The organism is Pseudomonas sp. GP01-A4, from assembly GCF_058780865.1.
The window spans coordinates 22,906-42,435 of the sequence record NZ_JBYSWF010000018.1 but is presented as its reverse complement, the minus strand read 5'-3'; the positions used below and the strand labels follow the sequence as shown (position 1 = coordinate 42,435).

At 59.3% G+C, this 19,530-nt stretch carries 19 protein-coding genes; 9 read left to right on the top strand and 10 right to left on the bottom strand.

Annotated features, from left to right (window positions below; genetic code table 11):
• Positions 1 to 43: 43 nt before the first annotated feature.
• Positions 44 to 1,342, bottom strand: coding sequence for a mechanosensitive ion channel family protein (locus AC3WKX_RS13155; RefSeq protein WP_003210716.1), 1,299 nt, complete (start codon positions 1,340 to 1,342; stop codon positions 44 to 46).
• Between the two features lie 193 nt (positions 1,343 to 1,535).
• Here AC3WKX_RS13155 and AC3WKX_RS13150 point away from each other — a divergent pair, with 193 nt between their 5' ends.
• Complete coding sequence (locus tag AC3WKX_RS13150) at positions 1,536 to 2,882, top strand: DEAD/DEAH box helicase (protein WP_063034035.1); 1,347 nt, start codon at positions 1,536 to 1,538, stop codon at positions 2,880 to 2,882.
• A 46-nt stretch (positions 2,883 to 2,928) separates the two neighbouring features.
• Here the strand turns inward: AC3WKX_RS13150 and AC3WKX_RS13145 are convergent, their stop codons facing one another.
• Positions 2,929 to 3,204: a hypothetical protein gene (locus AC3WKX_RS13145; protein ID WP_102605391.1), complete on the bottom strand. Its 276-nt coding sequence runs from the start codon at positions 3,202 to 3,204 to the stop codon at positions 2,929 to 2,931.
• Positions 3,205 to 3,357: 153 nt separating this feature from the next.
• On the opposite strand from AC3WKX_RS13145, the gene AC3WKX_RS13140 reads away from it, so the two are divergent.
• Positions 3,358 to 3,747, top strand: coding sequence for a transcriptional regulator (locus tag AC3WKX_RS13140; protein ID WP_102605392.1), 390 nt, complete (start codon positions 3,358 to 3,360; stop codon positions 3,745 to 3,747).
• A 3-nt stretch (positions 3,748 to 3,750) separates the two neighbouring features.
• Here AC3WKX_RS13140 and AC3WKX_RS13135 read toward each other — a convergent pair whose 3' ends face one another.
• From AC3WKX_RS13135 to AC3WKX_RS13125, 3 genes are all read right to left on the bottom strand, one after another.
• A complete protein-coding gene (locus AC3WKX_RS13135) occupies positions 3,751 to 4,617 on the bottom strand; it encodes a DUF6279 family lipoprotein (RefSeq protein ID WP_102605393.1) in 867 nt (288 codons plus the stop codon).
• A gap of 66 nt (positions 4,618 to 4,683) precedes the next feature.
• A complete protein-coding gene (locus tag AC3WKX_RS13130; RefSeq protein ID WP_003210721.1) occupies positions 4,684 to 5,409 on the bottom strand; it encodes a TorF family putative porin in 726 nt (241 codons plus the stop codon).
• 208 nt (positions 5,410 to 5,617) lie between these two features.
• Positions 5,618 to 5,797, bottom strand: coding sequence for a PFL_1563 family small protein (locus AC3WKX_RS13125; protein ID WP_003210722.1), 180 nt, complete (start codon positions 5,795 to 5,797; stop codon positions 5,618 to 5,620).
• 323 nt (positions 5,798 to 6,120) lie between these two features.
• Here AC3WKX_RS13125 and AC3WKX_RS13120 point away from each other — a divergent pair, with 323 nt between their 5' ends.
• The 3 genes from AC3WKX_RS13120 to AC3WKX_RS13110 all read left to right on the top strand — a co-directional run bounded on the left by AC3WKX_RS13120 (position 6,121) and on the right by AC3WKX_RS13110 (position 9,072).
• Entirely contained in the window at positions 6,121 to 6,957 is an 837-nt protein-coding gene (locus tag AC3WKX_RS13120) for a CvfB family protein (protein ID WP_008438162.1), read from the top strand.
• A gap of 53 nt (positions 6,958 to 7,010) precedes the next feature.
• Positions 7,011 to 7,418, top strand: a complete 408-nt coding sequence (locus tag AC3WKX_RS13115) for a DUF2177 family protein (protein ID WP_008438163.1) — start codon at positions 7,011 to 7,013, stop codon at positions 7,416 to 7,418.
• Between the two features lie 211 nt (positions 7,419 to 7,629).
• On the top strand, positions 7,630 to 9,072 hold the full coding sequence (locus tag AC3WKX_RS13110) for an NCS1 family nucleobase:cation symporter-1 (protein ID WP_008438164.1): 1,443 nt from the start codon (positions 7,630 to 7,632) through the stop codon (positions 9,070 to 9,072).
• Here AC3WKX_RS13110 and AC3WKX_RS13105 read toward each other — a convergent pair.
• Positions 8,984 to 10,192, bottom strand: a complete 1,209-nt coding sequence (locus tag AC3WKX_RS13105; protein ID WP_102605394.1) for an MFS transporter — start codon at positions 10,190 to 10,192, stop codon at positions 8,984 to 8,986. The two genes, AC3WKX_RS13110 and AC3WKX_RS13105, sit on opposite strands and share 89 nt — an antisense overlap.
• 104 nt (positions 10,193 to 10,296) lie before the next feature.
• Between AC3WKX_RS13105 and ptrR the strand changes: the two genes are divergently transcribed.
• The 3 genes from ptrR (at position 10,297) to AC3WKX_RS13090 (ending at position 13,991) form a co-directional block, all read left to right on the top strand.
• Positions 10,297 to 11,190 carry a putrescine utilization regulator PtrR gene (ptrR, locus tag AC3WKX_RS13100; protein WP_003210727.1) on the top strand — a complete coding sequence of 298 codons (894 nt, stop codon included), beginning with the start codon at positions 10,297 to 10,299 and terminating at the stop codon, positions 11,188 to 11,190.
• Positions 11,191 to 11,327: 137 nt separating this feature from the next.
• Complete coding sequence (locus AC3WKX_RS13095; RefSeq protein WP_003210728.1) at positions 11,328 to 11,450, top strand: PA1414 family protein; 123 nt, start codon at positions 11,328 to 11,330, stop codon at positions 11,448 to 11,450.
• 441 nt (positions 11,451 to 11,891) lie between these two features.
• Complete coding sequence (locus AC3WKX_RS13090) at positions 11,892 to 13,991, top strand: FAD-dependent oxidoreductase (protein ID WP_102605395.1); 2,100 nt, start codon at positions 11,892 to 11,894, stop codon at positions 13,989 to 13,991.
• Positions 13,992 to 14,052: 61 nt separating this feature from the next.
• On the opposite strand, the gene AC3WKX_RS13085 is transcribed toward AC3WKX_RS13090, so the two are convergent.
• The 4 genes from AC3WKX_RS13085 to speB all read right to left on the bottom strand — a co-directional run bounded on the left by AC3WKX_RS13085 (position 14,053) and on the right by speB (position 18,449).
• Entirely contained in the window at positions 14,053 to 15,435 is a 1,383-nt protein-coding gene (locus AC3WKX_RS13085; RefSeq protein WP_003210730.1) for a sodium:solute symporter family protein, read from the bottom strand.
• Positions 15,436 to 15,546: 111 nt separating this feature from the next.
• Positions 15,547 to 17,052 carry a purine-cytosine permease family protein gene (locus AC3WKX_RS13080; protein ID WP_003210731.1) on the bottom strand — a complete coding sequence of 502 codons (1,506 nt, stop codon included), beginning with the start codon at positions 17,050 to 17,052 and terminating at the stop codon, positions 15,547 to 15,549.
• A 21-nt stretch (positions 17,053 to 17,073) separates the two neighbouring features.
• The gene (locus AC3WKX_RS13075) at positions 17,074 to 17,499 is read right to left on the bottom strand and encodes a YybH family protein (RefSeq protein ID WP_003210732.1); all 426 of its coding nucleotides are present in this window, start codon (positions 17,497 to 17,499) and stop codon (positions 17,074 to 17,076) included.
• Positions 17,499 to 18,449, bottom strand: a complete 951-nt coding sequence (gene speB, locus AC3WKX_RS13070) for an agmatinase (RefSeq protein ID WP_003210733.1) — start codon at positions 18,447 to 18,449, stop codon at positions 17,499 to 17,501. Before speB ends, AC3WKX_RS13075 begins: the two co-directional genes overlap by 1 nt.
• A gap of 181 nt (positions 18,450 to 18,630) precedes the next feature.
• Between speB and AC3WKX_RS13065 the strand changes: the two genes are divergently transcribed.
• Entirely contained in the window at positions 18,631 to 19,524 is an 894-nt protein-coding gene (locus AC3WKX_RS13065; protein WP_003210734.1) for a LysR family transcriptional regulator, read from the top strand.
• The last annotated feature ends 6 nt before the right edge of the window (positions 19,525 to 19,530 follow it).

The window sequence follows — 19,530 nt, the reverse complement described above, 5'->3', positions numbered from 1 at the left end:
CGCAAAAAAAACGGCACAACTCGGGTTGTGCCGTTTTTTGTTGTTACATCACTGCCTTTTCCGCCGGGGGCAGGTGACTGGCTCCCAGCACCGCCGGCAACATCCCCGCCCGCAAGTCACCGCCGCTCGGCTGCTGGTACAGGCTCAAACCAAATTCCGGCAGCACCGCCAGCAGGTAGTCGAAGATATCGCCCTGGATCCGCTCGTAGTCGGCCCATGCGGTGGTGCGGGTGAAGCAGTAGATCTCCAGCGGGATGCCTTGGGCGGTGGTCTGCATCTGCCGCACCATGCAGGTCATGTTCGGCTGGATCTCCGGATGGCTTTTCAGATAGGCCAAGGCATACGCGCGGAAGGTGCCGATATTGGTCATGCGTCGGCGGTTGGCGGACATCGCCGCGACATTGCCCTGAGCTTCGTTCCAGGCCTTGAGCTCGGCCTTCTTGCGGCTCATGTAGTCGGTCAGCAGGTGTACCTGGGTGAGCTTCAGCTCTTCGTCGTCGCGGATGAAACGCACGCCGCTGGCGTCGATATACAGGCTGCGCTTGATCCGCCGGCCACCGGAGGCCTGCATGCCGCGCCAGTTCTTGAACGACTCGGACATCAGGCGCCAGGTGGGAATCGAGACGATGGTCTTGTCGAAGTTCTGCACTTTGACGGTGTGCAGGGTGATGTCGACCACGTCACCGTCGGCGCCGACCTGGGGCATTTCGATCCAGTCGCCGACCCGCAGCATGTCGTTGCTGGTCAGTTGCACACTGGCGACGAACGACAGCAGGGTGTCCTTGTAGACCAACAGAATCACCGCCGACATTGCACCCAGACCGGAAAGCAGCAGCAGTGGCGAGCGGTCGATCAACGTGGCGACGATGATGATTGCGCCAAACACGAACAGCACCATCTTCGCCAACTGCACATAGCCCTTGATCGAGCGGGTGCGGGCGTGTTCGGTGCGGGCATAGATGTCCAGCAGGGCGTTGAGCAGTGCACTGATCGCCAGCACCATGAACAGAATGGTGAACGCCAGGGCGACATTGCCGATGAACAGGGTGGCGGTCTTGCTCAGGTCCGGCACCAGGTACAGGCCGAACTGGATCACCAGTGACGGCGTCATCTGTGCCAGGCGGTGGAAGACTTTGTTGTGCCGCAGGTCGTTGAGCCAGTGCAGCGCGGGTTGCCGGCCCAGCAGCTTGACGGCGTGCAGGATGAGGTACCGGGCCACTCGTCCGAGCAGCAATGCCACTACCAGCAACACCATCAGCGCGAGGCTGGAATGCAGCAGCGGGTGTTCGTCGAGGGTGCCCCAAAGGTCTTTGACGTTGAGCCAGAGCTGTTTGATATCCATGGGTAAACGCGATTCTTCTGTAAGACGTGACGGGCGGATTAGAGCATTTAAGTACGTCAAAGTTGTGGTTGTGGACAAATCCCCTGACAAAAAAGCGCCTGATTAACCCAGTTCGCGTAAAGAAACTCGGCCTGAGCGCCCGAAACCGTTACCCTATGCAGCTGTTTTTTTGTATTTCTTCGAGGTAGCACCCGTGTTTTCCCAATTCGCCCTGCACGAACGCCTGCTCAAAGCCGTGGCCGAGCTTAAATTTGTCGAGCCAACGCCTGTGCAAGCAGCGGCCATCCCGCTCGCGCTCGAAGGGCGTGACCTGCGGGTGACGGCTCAAACCGGGAGTGGCAAGACCGCCGCTTTCGTCCTGCCGATCCTTAACCGTCTGATCGGCCCGGCGAAAGTCCGTGTCAGCATCAAGACCCTGATCCTGCTGCCGACCCGCGAACTGGCCCAGCAGACCTTGAAGGAAGTGGAGCGCTTCTCGCAGTTCACTTTCATCAAGTCCGGCCTGATCACCGGCGGCGAAGACTTCAAGGTCCAGGCCGCCATGTTGCGCAAGGTGCCGGACATCCTGATCGGTACTCCGGGCCGGATGATCGAGCAATTGAACGCCGGCAACCTGGACCTCAAGGAAGTTGAAGTGCTGGTGCTCGACGAAGCCGACCGCATGCTCGACATGGGTTTTGCCGACGACGTGCAGCGCCTGGTGCAAGAGTGCGTGAACCGCCAGCAGACCATGCTGTTCTCGGCCACCACCGGTGGTTCGACCCTGCGCGACATGGTCGCCAAGGTCCTGAACAACCCTGAGCATCTGCAGGTCAACAACGTCAGCGACCTGAACTCGACCACCCGTCAGCAGATCATCACTGCTGACCACAACGTGCACAAAGAGCAGATCCTCAACTGGTTGCTGGCCAACGAGACCTATCAGAAGGCTATCGTGTTCACCAACACCCGGGCCATGGCCGACCGCATCTACGGTCGCCTGGTGGCTCAGGAGTACAAGGCGTTCGTCCTGCACGGTGAGAAAGACCAGAAGGACCGCAAGCTGGCCATCGACCGCCTCAAGCAAGGCGGCGTGAAGATCCTGGTCGCCACCGACGTTGCCGCCCGCGGCCTGGATGTTGACGGCCTGGACATGGTGATCAACTTTGATATGCCCCGCAGCGGCGACGAATACGTGCACCGTATCGGTCGTACCGGGCGTGCCGGCAACGATGGCCTGGCGATCTCGCTGATCTGCCATGGCGACTGGAACCTGATGTCGAGCATCGAGCGCTACTTGAAGCAGTCGTTCGAGCGCCGCACCATCAAGGAAGTCAAAGGCACCTACGGCGGGCCGAAGAAGGTCAAGGCATCGGGCAAGGCCGTTGGCGTGAAGAAGAAAAAGGTCGACGCCAAGGGCGACAAGAAGAAGGCCGGTGCCAAGTCGCCGACCAAGCGCAAGATTGCCAACCGTCCAAAGACCGACAACCTGTCGTTGGTCAGCAAGGACGGCATGGCGCCTCTGAAGCGCCGCAAGCCGGAAGCACCGGCTGCCGAGTAAAGCTTGAGCCATAAAAAAACCGGACAATGTCCGGTTTTTTTTCGCCTCAGTTTTTAGTTTTGTCGGTCGCCTCATTGAGTTCCGTGAGGCGCTGGTCGATCAGTTGGCACTTGTCGGGCAGGTCTGCGCTGGCGGTTTCCAGCTTCATGTTCTGCAGTTCTTCGTTGATCTCCTTGGCCTTCTCTGGATTCTGTTGGGTGAGCTCGGTCACCTTCTTGGCCAGTTGCTCACGTTTGGCGGTGGCTTCTTCCGGCGTGCAGGCCCAGGCGGGCAGGGCGGCAAGCAGCGTGGCCGCCACGGTCATATTCAGCAGGGTTTTCATAATTCGGACCTCCATGGCGATGATGTTCGGTTGAGGGCCGCGAGCGCTTAAAAGTTCAGCGAAATTGCGCCTGTCCACTAGGCTGAACGGACGATGGCCCGGCATGTCACACCTTTGAAGGGCCTATTTCGTGTGCCTTCAGGAGGAATCAGGATGACGACTTACGATTGGGATTTGATCGAACGATTGCTGCATGAGGTACAGAACGGTGGCGCCAACTTCGCCCCGCGCAAATATGCCGAGGAGGAAGCCGCTGAAAGGGCTAATGCTAGAGAGCCCATCGGTAACCTTGATAAGTTCAAAAAGACCGCAGCGGATTACGAGGCGTTGTTGTTCAAGCACGGCTTTATTGAGTCGAGGTCAGAGGAAGAGTGCGGCAATGGGGAGAATTTCAAATTGACCCCGCGCGGCTCACAGCTGCTGAGCCTGATCGACAGCAGCATCCCCGGCAATAATCACCCCCGGCAGGTGCTGGACGAACAGGCGGATGCGCTGGATCCGGCGACGTTTGATGAACTGGCTTCCAAACCACAGATTGCCTGATGACTATGGGGTGCCAGCCTTCAGGCATTTAAGTGCCTTGAAGTCGCTGCGCACCTTGTCGATCTTTTGTGTCAGCTTCTGGCGTTGTTGCACGGTGCTTTCCGCCATCAGGTCGACGATCAGGCTGCGGGCAGCGGCTTCGGTCTGGGCGTAGGCCTGGCGATATTCCGGCGTCCACAGGCTTTCGCGGTTCACCAGCAGTTGCTCGATCTTCTGTGGGAAATCGCTGCTGTGGCGGTCTTTGACGGCTGCGATAAATAGTGTTTGCCAGTGGGCGCGGTTGCCAATCCATTGTTGGTTCTGCTCACCCAAGGCGATCGACCAGGCGGTGACGCGATTCTGCTGGCTGGCACTTAACGGCCCGAGCCACGCATCGAGGCGCTTGTTCATGCGCTCGGCGCGTTCCTTGATCTGCTGCTCGAGGGGCGGTTTCAGGTATTCGTCCTGACGCTTGCGCAGGTCCTTGGCGAACGCTTGCTCCATATCCTGTACTTGCTGGTCGTCCAGCCCCTGCAGTAGCTCGACGGCGGACGGCGTGATCGCCCGGGCGCTCTCGGCAATGGCTTGTTTGGCTTCGGCGGTACGGGTTTGCAGGGCGGCGTCAGTCACCTGGTTGATGTCGACCATCTGTTGCAGGCGATCGAGCCAGTCCAGGTAGCCCGGCAACTGGGTGGTGCAATGCCAGGCCAGGTGTTCCTTGAGTGTGTCGTTGAACCAGCTCTTCTGCCCGGCGTTCATTTCCAGGTAGTCGCTGAGGGTCCAGGGGATGATCACATCCAGATTGCGATAGGCCAGGCCCACCCGATTGCAGCCGGCAAGCACCAGGCTGAGGGTCAGCAACATCACCAGAAATTTTAACCGACGCAGCATGAGCGAGTCCTTGCGCAGACGAGAGTATTGCATCTGAACCCGTCAGGGCAGCGACAGTTCAGCCCATCAATAAAACGCCCGCTCGGCCTTCAGGGTCAACAGCCCGTCGCATTGCGAGTTGTGTCCGGAGTAGGCCGAGCAATCGCCGCCGCTGAGGCTGGAGTCGCTGTAGATCAGGTTCAGGTCGACGCCCATCCATGGCCTGGAAAATTGTACCGACCAGTCGCTGAAGCTGCGGATCGAACTGCCATCGGCCACCGAGACCGGGGTGCCGAGCTGGTGGGTGGTGTATTTCATGCTGACGCCGATGCCGAACGGCTTGGTGCCGCCGAGGTCGGCGAACAGGGTGCTGTCCTGCCGGTCCGGGTCGTTGCTGAAGGAGGCGCCGAAGCGATTGCCCAGCAAGGTCAGGCCGCCGTAGAACTCCTGGCTGTCGAGGGGGCTCAGCTTGGGATAGCTGTAGTGAATCATCCCCAGTTCATAACCCAGGGTCTGGTCGAAGGGGCGTTTGAAACCCAGGTAGGAGTCGACTTCCAGGTTGCTGGTAGGGGAAATGCCCATGCTCGGTGAGAATTGGCCGAGGTACAGGCCGCTGCCGTGGCTCAGGTCCAGGCCGCCATGGAACGAGTCGCTCCCGGGCGCCGTGGGCTTTACCAGGCCTTGAGCCATGCTTCGGCTGGGTGTCGTGCCCAATTTCAGGTCGAAATCACCCAATTCACGCTGGAAAACCTGCGCTTCGGCGAGGGGGCTGGCCAACAGGGCACCGGCCAGGAATATGCAGGATTTGAGCATGCTTCACTCCATGAAAAGCGAGGAGCAGTAACGGGAAATATCAGGCAAATGCCCGATCTAGACGTGTGCAAGCATACCGGCGATGGTTCGCAGATGAGGCCCGTTCGTCGATTGGCGTAATAAAGGGGTGTATCAGAGGGTAGTGCGGGCTCTAGTCCTAGCGCCTTGAAAGGCAAAGCGCATAGGGACCAGGTGTAATGCGCGAGTCTTACTTTTTACCCAGGGTGATCTGCTTGGACGGGCCGAAAGTCTGGCCGCTTACGCCTTTGGCAATCTGCTGGATTTCGCCGCCCTGCTTGAGGAATGCAGCAATTTGGCTGTTGATCGATTCGCTGGTTTCAACGGCGGGAGCTGGCTTTGCTTTGCTGTTGGATGCTTTTACGCGCATGGCGGCCACTAACCTGTAGAGAATTAACTTGGCCATGCATCGTACATGAAATGCTTGACAATTGCTTGGCAAATATCCCCCTGAAATATACGCAGGGTTTATGATTCGCCTGGATTATTAAGTGAAATACTCACCTAACTTGCTGTTTTAACTCGAATCCCTCGAGGAAATCCGGCCGTGGGTACTGGCTGGATTCAGCCCGATGACCTGACGAGCGGGGCGCTTCTCGGCAAACCCATGATTTTTCAGGCCTGTACGCCGGTACGCGGGACCGCCGTCGTCAACTCGGGTAGAATGCCGCCCACGCAATGAGGGTATTTGAGATGGCTTTAGTCGGGCGCTACAACAGCTTGCAAGTGGTTAAACACACTAACTTTGGTTTGTACCTGGATGGTGATCAAGAGGGCGAAATCCTCTTGCCCAACCGATATATCCCCAAAGATATTCCCAGTGAAGATGAAGACTGGCTCAACGTTTTCATTTATCTGGACAGCGATGACAAACTTATCGCGACCACCGAAAAACCAAAAGTACAGGTGGGTGAATTTGCCAGTCTGAAAGTGGTTGAAGTCAACAGTATCGGTGTATTCCTCGATTGGGGCCTGCCCAAGGATCTGCTGCTGCCTTACTCCGAAGAAAAGCGCCAGCTGACCGCCGGTGAGTATTGCGTGGTACACGTCTACCTCGACAAACACACCAAGCGCATCACTGCCACCGCACGCCTTGACCGCTACCTGGACAAGACTCCGGCCACCTACAAGGTCGGCCAGGAAGTTGACTTGCTGGTGGCCGAAGCCACCGACATGGGCTTCAAGGCCATTATCAACAACAAGCACTGGGGCCTGATCCACAAGAACGAAGTGTTCAAGTTCCTGCGCCCGGGCAAGGAAGAGAAAGGCTTCATCAAGGAAATTCGCGCCGACGGCAATATCAGCCTGAGTCTGCAGCCTGTGGGTGAAGAAGCGGCCTCCAGCCTGAACTCCAAGATCCTCGCCAAGTTGCGCGACAACAACGGCACCTTGCCGGTCAGCGATAAAAGCGACCCGGCACTGATCAGCAGTTTGTTCGGTGTCAGCAAAGGCAACTTCAAGAAGGCCATCGGCGCCCTCTACAAGCAGGGTCAGATTGTGATCCACGCGGATCGCATTGAACTAAGCTGATCGCGGTTTGCTCTTCTGTAGGCGCACGCTTGCTCCTGCAGAAGGCCGCCTCAATGTCCAGAAAAACGCTTTTCGCCTACCTCGGTACGTTGCTTGCCTTTCTGATGCTTGACGGCCTGTGGCTCGGTGTCCTCATGGGCCCGACCTACAAAGCGCTGCTCGGCCCGTTGATGCTTGACCAGCCGCGCCTGTTCCCAGCCGTGGCGTTCTATCTCCTCTATGTATTCGGTTGTGTGGTGCTTGTCGTCCTGCCTGCGTTGGCGAGCGGCGGCTGGCAGCGTGCCGCGCGGCTTGGTGCACTCCTGGGATTGGTAGCCTACGGCACCTATGACCTGAGCAATTGGGCAACCCTGCAGGGCTGGTCCGCCGGTTTGGCCTTCATGGACATCGCCTGGGGCACCTTCCTGACTGCCGTTTGCTGCACCGTGGGCTATCAATGTGCGCGCAGGGTGCACAATTGATTGTGTACAGGATTGCCCTGCACCATCCCTGAGCGAATCACCACCGTTCAATCGTCTCTACGCCGCCTGAAGAGCCAAGCTCCACGGGGGATTGTGCCGAGTTTTATTGCATTGGCACGCATTCTGCTCAACAACTCGTATACAAACCATGTCGCCTCCCGTACGCACTCCCGTCGCGGGTGGCAGGCCGGTATTTACGAGGAGCCCTGCGATGACCGAACAATTGCCCAAAGGCTACAGCCCGCGCCTGTACAACCAGGACCTAGGACCGCTGCCGCAAAAATGGAACTGGTACAACATCTTCGCCTTCTGGATGAGCGACGTGCACAGCGTCGGCGGCTACGTATTCGCCGCCAGCCTGTTCGCCCTGGGGCTGGCCAGTTGGCAGGTATTGATCGCCTTGCTCGCCGGGATTTGTATTGTGCAATTGATCGCCAACCTGGTGGCCAAGCCGAGCCAGCAGGCGGCAGTGCCGTACCCGGTAATCTGCCGGTTGGCCTTTGGGGTTTTTGGGGCGAACATCCCGGCAGTGATTCGCGGCTTAATCGCAGTGGCCTGGTACGGGATCCAGACATACCTGGCGTCCAGTGCATTGATCATCGTGGTGCTGCGCTTTTTCCCACAGATGGCGGTATACGCAGAGCCGCACTTTGCCGGCCTGTCGTACCTGGGCTGGTTCGGTTTCCTCAGCCTGTGGACGCTCCAGGCGCTGGTGTTCTGGGCGGGCATGGAGTCCATCCGTCGTTTCATCGACTGGGCGGGGCCTGTGGTCTATGCGGTGATGTTTGCCCTGGCAGGCTGGATCGTCTGGAAGGCTGGCTGGGCCAATATCAGCTTCACCCTGGCGGAAAAATCCCTCTCAGGCTGGCAGGCGTTTGGCCAAATCATCGTGGCAACCGCGTTGGTGGTGTCGTACTTTTCCGGGCCGACCTTGAACTTCGGTGATTTCAGCCGCTACTGCCGCACGATGAAAGACGTGCGTCGCGGAAATTTCTGGGGCCTGCCGGTGAATTTCCTGGCGTTCTCCCTGGTCACCGTGGTGATCGTCTCGGGCACCTTGCCGGTGTTCGGCGAAATGCTCCACGACCCGATTGCCACCGTTTCGCGCATCGACAATGACATGGCTGTGTTGCTGGGGGCGTTCGCCTTTGTCACCGCGACTATCGGCATCAACATCGTGGCCAACTTCGTCTCGCCGGCCTTTGACTTCGCCAACGTGGCACCGAGCAAAATCAGCTGGCGTGCCGGTGGAATGATTGCGGCGGTGGCCTCGATCTTCATCACCCCATGGAACCTGTTCAACAACCCGCTGATGATCCACTACACCCTCGATATCCTCGCCGCGTTTATCGGGCCGTTGTTCGGGATTCTGCTGGTGGATTTCTACCTGATCAAAAAACAGAAGATCGACGTGGATGCGCTGTTCGATGACAGCCCGAGCGGGCGCTACTACTTTGACGGCGGCGTGAACTGGACGGCGGTCAAGGCACTGGTGCCCGCGACGCTGGTAGGCGTCGCGATCACCTTCACCCCGGCGCTGCAGGGCATGGCCAATTTCGCCTGGTTTACCGGCTGCTTCCTGGGTGGGCTGTTTTTCCTGGTGTTGGCGCGGCGTGAACAGGTTCGCGCGCCTGTGTCGATGGTTGCCGGCTGACCAGCACCGATCCGGCCACCAACAAACCGGCGCCTGCTACCACCAGCGCCGGTTGCAGGCCACCGCTGAGGTGGCTGCTCACCGACGCCAGCAACGGACCGCTCAATTGGCCGATCGCAAAGCTGGCGGTCAGCAACCCGGTGCTGCGCTGGTAGCCGTGGGGGGCGACATCACGCAAGCGCGCCATCACCAGTTGCATGCACGCCAGGAATGGCCCACCGCACAGCAACACCCCCAGCGCCAGCCCCCAACCGTTGCCCAGCAGGCAGGCAAACACGCCGGCCGCTTGCAGCCAAAGGGTTGTCATCAGCCAGCGACGGGTAGTGTCCGGGTCCTTGCGGCGCAAACTTGCCGCCACCACGCCAATCGCGGCAGCCAGGCCAAAGCAGGGCCAGAACAGGTCTGCTTGCCATGCTCCCTTGAATTGCGCGCTGGCCATCTGTGACAAGAATGTCGCCGGGATGATGTAGCCAAGGCCATACAACACGTAGATCCAGCACAGGTGTGTGATGCTGCCGTTGCTGGCCACGTCGGTGTGGCTGGCAGCGGGCGAGTCGGCAGCAGAAGGCTTGGGCAGGAACGGCAGGATTGCCAGCAGCATGACCAGGGCGACTACCCCATACACCAGCCACAAGGTTGCAGAGTCTTGCCCCAACAGGTTGGAGCCCAGCGCCAGCAACCCGGTCAACAGAATTCCCAGCCCCGGCCCCGCAAATACCAGCGCACCCAGGCGTGGGCGCCCGGCCGCAATGGCCAGCGGCTGGCTCAGGCTGGTAATCATCACCAGCGCCCATGCACTGGCTACACCGGTACCAAAGCGCAACAACAGATGCGGCCAGAACCCGTGGGCCCAGTACGACGCCAGGGTCAGCAGCACACACAGCCACAGCCCACCGTACAAACGCCCGCGTACATGATGATGGCTGCGGGCAAAGATCGAATCCACCGCACCGACGAAATAACCCAGGTAGTTGGCCGCCGCAATCAGGCCGGCGCCGGTCAGGTCGATCTGCCCTTCACTGAGCAAATGCGGCATTTGCGGGGTGAGCGCGAATCGACCTATGCCCATGGCCATCATCAGGGCGATAAAGCTGGCGAGTAAGCGGATCAGCGGTGACATGGTGGTTTTTCCTGGGAGCAGCGAGTGACCATCAGGCTAAAGCGGATTGACTTTCTTTAAAAATGAATAATAGTGAGTAACTTGTTCAGTTTTGGAGAATGGTGATGGAGTTCAGTCAATTGCGGATTTTCCAGGCCGTGGCCGAGGAAGGCTCCATCACCCGTGCCGCTGAGCGCTTGCACCGGGTGCCGTCCAACCTGTCGACCCGGCTTAAACAGATGGAAGAACAACTGGGCGTCGAACTGTTCGTGCGCGAGCGCCAGCGCTTGCAGCTTTCTCCTGCAGGCAAAGTGCTGCTGGACTACAGTGCGCGCCTGCTGGCCCTGCATGACGAAGCCCATGGCGCGGTGCAAGGCGGGCAACCGGCTGGAGACTTTGTGCTCGGCAGCATGTACAGCACGGCGGCGATTCATTTGCCCAAGCTGCTGGCGCGTTACCACAAGGCGTATCCGATGGTGAACCTGCAGGTGCAGTCAGCTCCCAGCGGTGAACTGCTGGAAGGCTTGATCACCGGGCGCCTGGACGCCGCATTGGTGGATGGGCCGTTGACCCTGGCCACCCTCGACGGCGTGCCGCTGTGCGAAGAGCGCCTGCTGCTGATCTGCGAGGCGGATCATCCGCCGGTGCGTGGGCCGCAGGATGTTGCCGGCCGTTCGGTGTTCACTTTCCGACGCAGTTGTTCTTATCGGGCGCGCCTGGAAGCCTGGTTTTCCCACGATCGCGTGGCCATGGGCCGGGCCATCGAGATCGAGTCCTACCAAGGCATGCTGGCCTGTGTAATCGCCGGTTCCGGCGTGGCGTTGATGTCGGAATCGATGCTCGACAGCCTGCCGGGCAAGGACAGCGTGTCCATTCATCCGCTGGCCGAGCCTTTTGCCAGCGCCACCACCTGGTTGATGTGGCGCAAGGGCATGCTCGGCGCTAACCTCAATGCGTGGATTGACCTGCAGCAGGAGGGCAAGGTGCTACCGGAAACCGAAACCCGAGCGATTGCTTGAACGATCCGTCAGGATTTTGATCAATTCAGTAATAGTTCGTTGTGGTTTCGTTCAAGCAATACGTAAGACTTAAGACTACTATCTGTAGGAAGCGGCCACAGAATTCCAGCCGCTCGGCATTACCCCAAGGGGGCACCATGAAAGAGAAACTGCAAAACTGGCTGCACGACCTCGGCGTCGCACTCGGCTTGATCGAGCCACCGCTGCAACCGGTGCCAATCCGCACCGATGACGAGCAGCGTCGCCCGCGTCGCAGGTAAGTCCTGGAAAGCGCTCAAGCATGTTTGTTTGGGCGCGGCCAGGAGGTTTGCCTATGTATTGGAGTCATGATTGATCATGACCCGTTGCTGTGTACTTCAATTCTTCGTCTGGCTTTGGCCGGACGTTTTCATTTCCGGGGTTTGGTGATTTTCTCAAGACACCTGCTTTCGGAATAATCCTTCAAATATTTAATTTAACAATGCCACGGTAATACCGATTGGTAGTCCGGACGTGTGCGCGTCAGTCGAGTTTTGCCATTAAGTATCGGAATTGGACTACCTGTTTGTCAGAGTCGACGGGCTTATTTGATTATTAGGATAGGCGTAGGTTGAGTTTCATCACGAAAAGATTTGTATCGTTTGCAGTTCTTACAAGCCCCCAACTTCATTGAGTTGCGCTCTCCGGAGTATGAGCCAGTCAGAACTGTTGGAGACAAAACCATGATGTTCTCTTCCGTTCCGCCAGTCGCCGCGTCACTTATTGCCACCACCGAAAACATCTTGCATATCGCCCCTGCATCGCGTGGCTGGAAAGCTGATGCACCCAGCAACGTGGTGTTTTTCCCGCCGACGTTAACCAAGCAGGCTCTGCTTATACAGATTGCACTGCTGCGCCCATCAACGATCATTGTCGCAGACCAGGTTATTGATGCCGACGTCATCAACCAATGGCGTATATCCCACCCATTTGGCGAACTCTGTTTGGTCCGCAGAGGTACAAGTCTGGATAAGATCCGATTGGATCTGTGCGAGCGCAACAATGTTCGAGTGATTAACACGCCAGGGGTCAATGCGCCGCATGTTGCTGCCTATATTGCGCACTGGCTGACGCTGGCCGATGGCTCCTTGCCCCATGACATCTGTGTACTGGGATACGGCAATGTAGGGAAAGAGCTTGTTAAGTTGTTGCTTGCTCGAGATCCGGATGTTCGGATTAAGGTGTTGGATCGACGCGATCGAGTGTCGGACAGTTTCGGGAAAGCCTCTTCCGATTGTAGGGTTTCATTGGTTGACGACTGGCTTGAGGCGCTCGAGGGGGCCAATGCAGTCGCCCTATGCTTATCCCTGAATGATGAATCCATTTATCGCATTGATCGGACCCTCATTCAGTGCCTGCACAGAAAGGCTCGCCTTGTCTGTGTCGCCAAGCCGGATGTCTTTAGCGACGATGCGTTGCAGACCCTGGCAGTCTCCGAAGATATCCAGCTCATATTGGACTACCGCCCCAGGACACTGGATGCGTTTCGGGTGCGCACACAAGCGCTCGGCTGCAGTGTCTCCACGTGGTACAAGCCGGCGACGCTGACCACACAGGCGGCCACCACCGAAGCCTGCCATTGCGACCTCGACTATGCGGTCTCGGTGCAACTGAGCTTGATGGCCTTGCGCGGCCTTGTCCGGCGCAAGCTTGCACACTCATTGGCGATCCCCTCTCGGCAAGCCGATGCCGGTGCGCCGCGTGTGTCGATCATCGGCAGAGGTATCAACGGGCTGCTCCAAGCCGTGATGTTCCGCCTGGCAAATTATCAGGTCACGGTTTACGGAGGAAATCAGCAGCGCGATGGTGCCAGTCACAAGCAGGTGAACATGCGTCATCTGTCAGCAACGGAGACGACTGCAAAACCGCTGCCTAACGATTACCTGACTCCCGCAAATCAGTACCTGGCCATTGAGTGCAATCGCGCAGGCATCGAGCTGTTTGAAAAATTCCTGGCCGACAACCCATCGCTGGCACGATTTGCACGGTCGCGAATTGTACGAGCCTATGTGGACGACTCCAGTGGCACGGAGGCCGCGATCCGCGAGCAATGGGATATTGAAAACAGGCCTTGGCCGAGTGGCAAGCCGGGGCGAGAGCTTGCAGAGATCAGTCAGTTGCAATTCCAGGCAATGTATGGAGTTCCCGAGGTCGGGCGGGCGATTGAGGTGTCGGGCTACGATCTGGAATTTATCCATTTAATGGATGAGATGGTGACGCTTTTGCAGCGCTCCGGGGTTGAGTTCCTGCCACGGCACCTGAGTCCGGTCCAAATTGCCGATCTGAGTAGAGAGCACTTTGTCGTCACGGCCATGGGGGTGGACGAGCCAGAGGTCATCCCGATCATTGGCTGGTTTTTCAAGCTGCGCGCCGTTGATGATGAAGGTGTCGACATGCGCGGACTCAAGCTGCAGTACGACCTGCCAATCGGCGTCATGAATTGCCGCCTGGACGGGAACTGCATCCTTGTCTCCGCCGGGCAGGTGCCGCCCGATTCGACGCCGCAGTACAAGGAGCAGATACGGGCGGCGTGCCTGGCTGCCGTTTCTCGACACTTTCCAAAGTCCTGCAGCCGCGCAATCGAACGTGGCGACTTGCAACAAATCGAATGTGCCAGGCCCGGCACCGCAGATGGACTTTCAATCGTGCATTGGTCCGCCTACAACCGCATTGTCGCGGGGGCAACTTATGCCGGGGGCACCACGCAGGGATTGGTATGGGCGTCTTTGGTCCAGGAAGTCATCCAGGCCAGAGCGCCGGGGGTTTCGGCAGTATGGGAATAAAAAAAACGGGTGCGACATCCGACGTCGCACCCGCTGAAGAAAGCTACTTTCAACTATTCGTTCAGATCGCCCGAGCCGCAACAGCCTCCGGACGACGGGACAGCAAACTCACCAGCACAAAACTCACCAGGCCCACGCCCAGGCTGTAGTAGATCGGTGTATTGGCGTCCAAACCATCCTTGATCATGAACACCAACGCGGTCACAAAACCCAGGGTCATGGAGGTGATCGCCCCGGAAGTCGTCGCACGTTTCCAGAAAATCGCCCCGATCAGCGGGATCAACATGCCGCCCACCAACAGGTTGTACGCCAGGGTCAGTGCGCTGATCACATCACTCACCACCAGCGCGATACCCAACACAGCGATACCGGTCAGCAAGGTAAACAGACGGTTGATCTTCAAGCTTGACTGCTTGCCACCACGCAGGCGCGGCAGCAGGTCTTCGGTCAATACGGTGGAAGCGGCGAGCAAGCCGGCGCTGGCGGTGGACATCATCGCAGCCAGTGCAGCGGCGATCACCAGGCCGCGGATACCGTCGGGCAGCGAGACTTTGACGATGGCGGCGAACGCATTGTTGACGTTGTCCAGGTCCGGGATCAGTACGTGGGCGGCCATGCCGATCAGCGCACAGGCCAGGCCGTAGAGGATGCAGTAGAAACCGGCGAAGGTGCCTGCGTACTGGGCGACCTTTTCGTCACGGGCGGTGAACACCCGTTGCCAGATGTCCTGGCCGATCAGGATGCCGAAGAAGTAGATCATGAAGTAGGTGATGATGGTGTCCCAGCCGATTTCAGTGAAGCTGAAATTCGACGCGGGCAGCTTGGCCACCAATTCATCCCAACCGCCGACGCGGTACAGGCAGATTGGTAGCAGGATAAACATCAGGCCGACCGTCTTGATCACGAACTGCACGATGTCGGTCAGGGTCAGCGACCACATGCCGCCAATGGTCGAGTACACCACCACCACGCCACCGCCTACCAATACCGACATCCAGAAGGGCAGGTCGAACAACACTTGCAGCACGGTGCCGATGGCCAGGATCGAGGTCACGCCGATCATCAGCGCGTAGGCCAGCATGATCACCGCACTGGCCTGGCGGGCCATGGGGTTGTAGCGTTTCTCCAGGACCTGGGTCACGGTGAAGATTTTCAGCTTCAGCAGCGGCTTGGCCAGGAACAGGTTCAGCGCAATGATCCCCGCGCCCAGCGCGGCGCACAGCCAGAAACCGGAAATACCATGTACATAGCCCAGGCGCACGGTGCCGACGGTGGACGCACCGCCCAGCACCGTGGCAGCCATGGTGCCCATGTACAGCGTCGGGCCGAGGTTGCGGCCGGCCACCAGGTAGTCTTCATGGGTCTTGGCGCGGCGCATGCCGTAGTAGCCGAGCACCAGCATGCCGGCGGCGTAGATGAGGACGACGAATAGATCTAAGGCCATGACGGCGAGTCTCCGATTATCTTTTTTATGTGGGGCTAAAGGGGGCTGTGTGGCGAGGGAGCGTGCTCCCGCTGGGCTGCATTGCAGCCCCAATCCATTCCACGCAATTCATCAGGCAGCCTCGCGACTGCTGCGCAGTCGAACGGGAGCAGGCTCCCTCGCCACAGTCGGTCCGTAGACGGCAGCCGGTTCAGGGAACACGCGAAGCAGTGTCAGGTACACCAGCGAGGCCAGGCCCAGGGTCACCGGCAAGCTGATGTCGATGCCGTCGGCGAGGTTGCCCAGCGGCCCGACAAACTGCCCCGGCAGGTTGACGAAGCACAGGCCCACCAGCGCACTCGGGATCCAGGCCCCCAGGCCGCGCCAGTTCCAGCCATGGCTGAACCAGTAGCGCCCGCCGGTTTCGCCGCGAGTGAACACTTGCAGGTCATCCGGGCAGTAGTAACCCCGGCGCACGATCAGGCCGATGATCATCATCACCATCCACGGCGTGGTGCAGGTGATGATCAGCACGGCGAAGGTCGACACGCTCTGCACCAGGTTGGCGGCGAAACGTCCGATAAAGATGAAGGCAATCGACATCACTCCGATCAGCAGCGTCGCCTTGACCCGGGACAGCAGGCGCGGGAATACGCTGGACATGTCCAGGCCGGTGCCATACAGCGAGGTGGTGCCGGTGGACATGCCGCCGATCACCGCGATCAGGCACACCGGCAGGAAGAACCAGCTCGGTGCCACCGCCAGCAGGCCGCCGACATAGTTGTTGGCCGCGATGTAGTCCGGTGCCTTGACTGCCACGATGGTCGCGGTGGCCAGGCCGAACAGGAACGGGATCAAGGTGGCGATCTGCGCGAACACCACCGCCAGCATGATCCGCATCTTCGAGGTTTCCCGCGGGATGTAGCGCGACCAGTCGCCGAGGAACGCGCCGAAGGAAATCGGGTTGCTCATGGCCACCAGTGCTGCACCGATAAACGCCGCCCAGAAGCCGGTCTGGCCGAGGGCAACGGTGCCGGCGAAGTGGCTGTCGAAGGCCGGCGCGAAGGCGAAGATCCCCAGCAGGAACAGCAGGCTCGCCGCCCACACTGCGATGCGGTTGACCCACAGCATGAAGCGAAAGCCGTAGATGCACACCGTCAGCACGAGAATGGCGAAGACGCCGTAGGCCAGGCCCAGGGTCAGGTCGGTTTCCGGCAAGCCCACCAGACGTTTCGCACCGCCCACCAGTGCATCGCCTGAACTCCACACCGACAGTGAAAAGAACGCGATAGCGGTCAGCAGCGACAGGAACGAGCCGACAATCCGCCCGTGCACACCAAAGTGCGCACCGGAAGACACGGCGTTGTTGGTGCCATTGATCGGACCGAACAGACCCATGGGGGCGAGGATCACCGCCCCCACCAGCACGCCCAGCACAATCGCCCAGACGCCGGCCTGGAACGACAAGCCAAACAGCACCGGAAAGCTCCCCAGCACCGCGGTGGCGAAGGTGTTGGCACCGCCGAAAATCAGGCGAAACAAATCCTTCGGCCCGGCGGTACGTTCGTGGTCCGGGATCTGTTCGACGCCGTTGGTTTCTATGTTGCGAATACTGTTTTCGTTGTTTTTATTATTCATGATCTGCTCCGATCACATTGGCTAATGGGGCGGCAGCCCTTCCGGCATAGCGGACAAATGTTCGTGACAGGCCAGCCACAGGCCTTCTTTTTGTTGTGTGCGATCCCCTTGCCGCTTGAAGACAATGGTCTCGCGTTCCTGGCTAAAGAATTGCTCCCCGTTCATGCGCAGCTCGGTGGCCACGTCATGCACAAATACCGCGACGTCACCGTGCAGGCTGACGAAAGCGTTGCTTGAGGTGCAGGAAAGCACCTCAAATCCCTCGTCCCGGCGCCAGCTGTCCCACAACACCTGGTAGGCATCGCGACTCAGCAGCGGCTGGGGGAGGGTGTAGAACACGAAGCTGGCGTCGGCACTGAACGCACCGAAGTAGGCGTCGCGATCATTGCGGGCGAAGGCCGACACCAGGTCGGCCGCGGCTTTTAATACCTCGGCCTGGGCGCTCATCAGCGGTGCGCCACGCCTGGCAATACGCAGAGCATTTCGTACAGCAGGTTGGCGCCCAGCAGCGAGGTGTTGCCGGTGGTGTCGTACGGCGGCGAAACTTCTACCAGGTCGCAACCAATCAGATCCAGGCCTTGGCAGCCGCGGATGATTTCAATCGCCTGGATCGTGGTCAAGCCACCGATTTCCGGGGTGCCGGTGCCGGGCGCCCAGGCTGGGTCGATGCCGTCGATGTCGAAGCTCAGGTACACCGGGCCACCGCCGACTTTCTCGCGCACTTCAGCCATCAGGGGCGCCAGCGAGTGATGCCAGCATTCTTCGGCCTGGACCACACGGAAGCCCTGTTTGCGGCTCCAGTTGAAGTCTTCGGCGGTGTAGCCCTGGGCGCGCAGGCCGATTTGCACCACGCGGTCGCAATCCAGCAAGCCTTCTTCCACCGCGCGGCGGAAGGTGGTGCCGTGGGCGATTTTCTCGCCGAACATGTGGTCGTTGACGTCGGCGTGGGCATCGATGTGCACCAGCCCGACCTTGCCGTGTTTCTTGTGGATCGCCCGCAGGATCGGCAGGGTGATGGTGTGGTCACCGCCCAGGGTCATCGGGATCACATTGTGTTCGAGGATTTCGTCGTAGGCTTCTTCGATGATGCGCACGGCGTCCAGCAGGTTGAAGGTGTTGATCGCCACGTCGCCGATGTCGGCAACCGACAGCGAGTCAAACGGCGCGGCGCCGGTGGCCATGTTGTAAGGGCGGATCATCACCGATTCGGCGCGAATTTCCCGCGGCCCGAAACGGGTGCCGGCACGCAGGGAGGTGCCGATGTCCAGGGGCACGCCGACGAAGGCGGCATCCAGGCCCTTGGCCGATTGCAGATGGGGAAGACGCATCATGGTGGCGATGCCGGCGAAGCGCGGCATTTCGTTGCCGCCCAGTGGTTGGTGGAAAATCTTGTCCACGGGATTGCCTCATCGTTTTGTTTATTAGAAGCCGATTCTGCGAAATGCATGGGAAGGGAAGAATCGGCAGGGGCAAATACTTAGTTCAGATTTTTCTAAACTAATGCCTGGGGTAAACTCGGCTGCAACTGTAGGAGCTGGCAAGCCAGCTCCTACAGGTTTTGTGTTACTTGGAGATCTTATGGCCAACGCCTTGCCCGACCTGAAACTCCTGCGCATCTTCGTCAGCGTCGTGCGGCACCAGGGTTTCGCCAATGCCCAGCACGAACTCAACCTGTCGACCTCGGCCATCAGCACTTACATGAGCCAGCTGGAAGCCGCGTTGGGCCTGGTGCTGTGCCATCGCGGGCGGGGCGGGTTCAGCCTCACCAGCAAGGGCGAGTTGTTCCATCAGGAAACCCTGCGCCTGCTGGGCGAGCTGGAAGGCTTCGAGCAATACGCCGCCGCGCTCAAAGGCGAACTGCGCGGCACCCTGAAACTCGGCGTACTCGACTCCACCGTCAGCGACAAGGCCTTGCCGTTTGCCGAAGTGATCGGCGCCTACAGTCAGGAACACCCGGCGGTGCATTTGCACCTGTCGGTGATGAGTCCTTACGAGTTGCAACTCGGCGTCCAGGATAATCGCCTGGACCTGGCCATCGGTGCGTTTTCCAACCGGATGAGCGGGCTGATCTATATGCCGCTGTACCGCGAACAGCACTGGCTGTATTGCAGCACCCGTCACCCATTGTTCAACGAGCGGCGCATTCCCGAACAAGTCATCACCCAGCAACGCATGGTCGGTCGTGGTTACTGGAGCCAGGCCGAACTGGCGCGTCACGGCTTCAAGCACAGCGCCGCCACGGTGGAAAGTATGGAGGCGCAATTGATCCTGGTGCTGTCCGGCGCCTACATCGGCTACCTCCCGGAGCACTACGCCCAGGCCTGGGCCGACAAAGGGGATTTGCGGGTACTGCTGCCGGCAACCTTTGGTTACCAGGCGCCGTTCTCGATGATCATGCGCCGGGGCCGCAGCCGCGAACCCCTGATCCAGACCTTCCGCGATTTACTCAAAGCCCAGCTCAACCAGGCCTGAAAACCC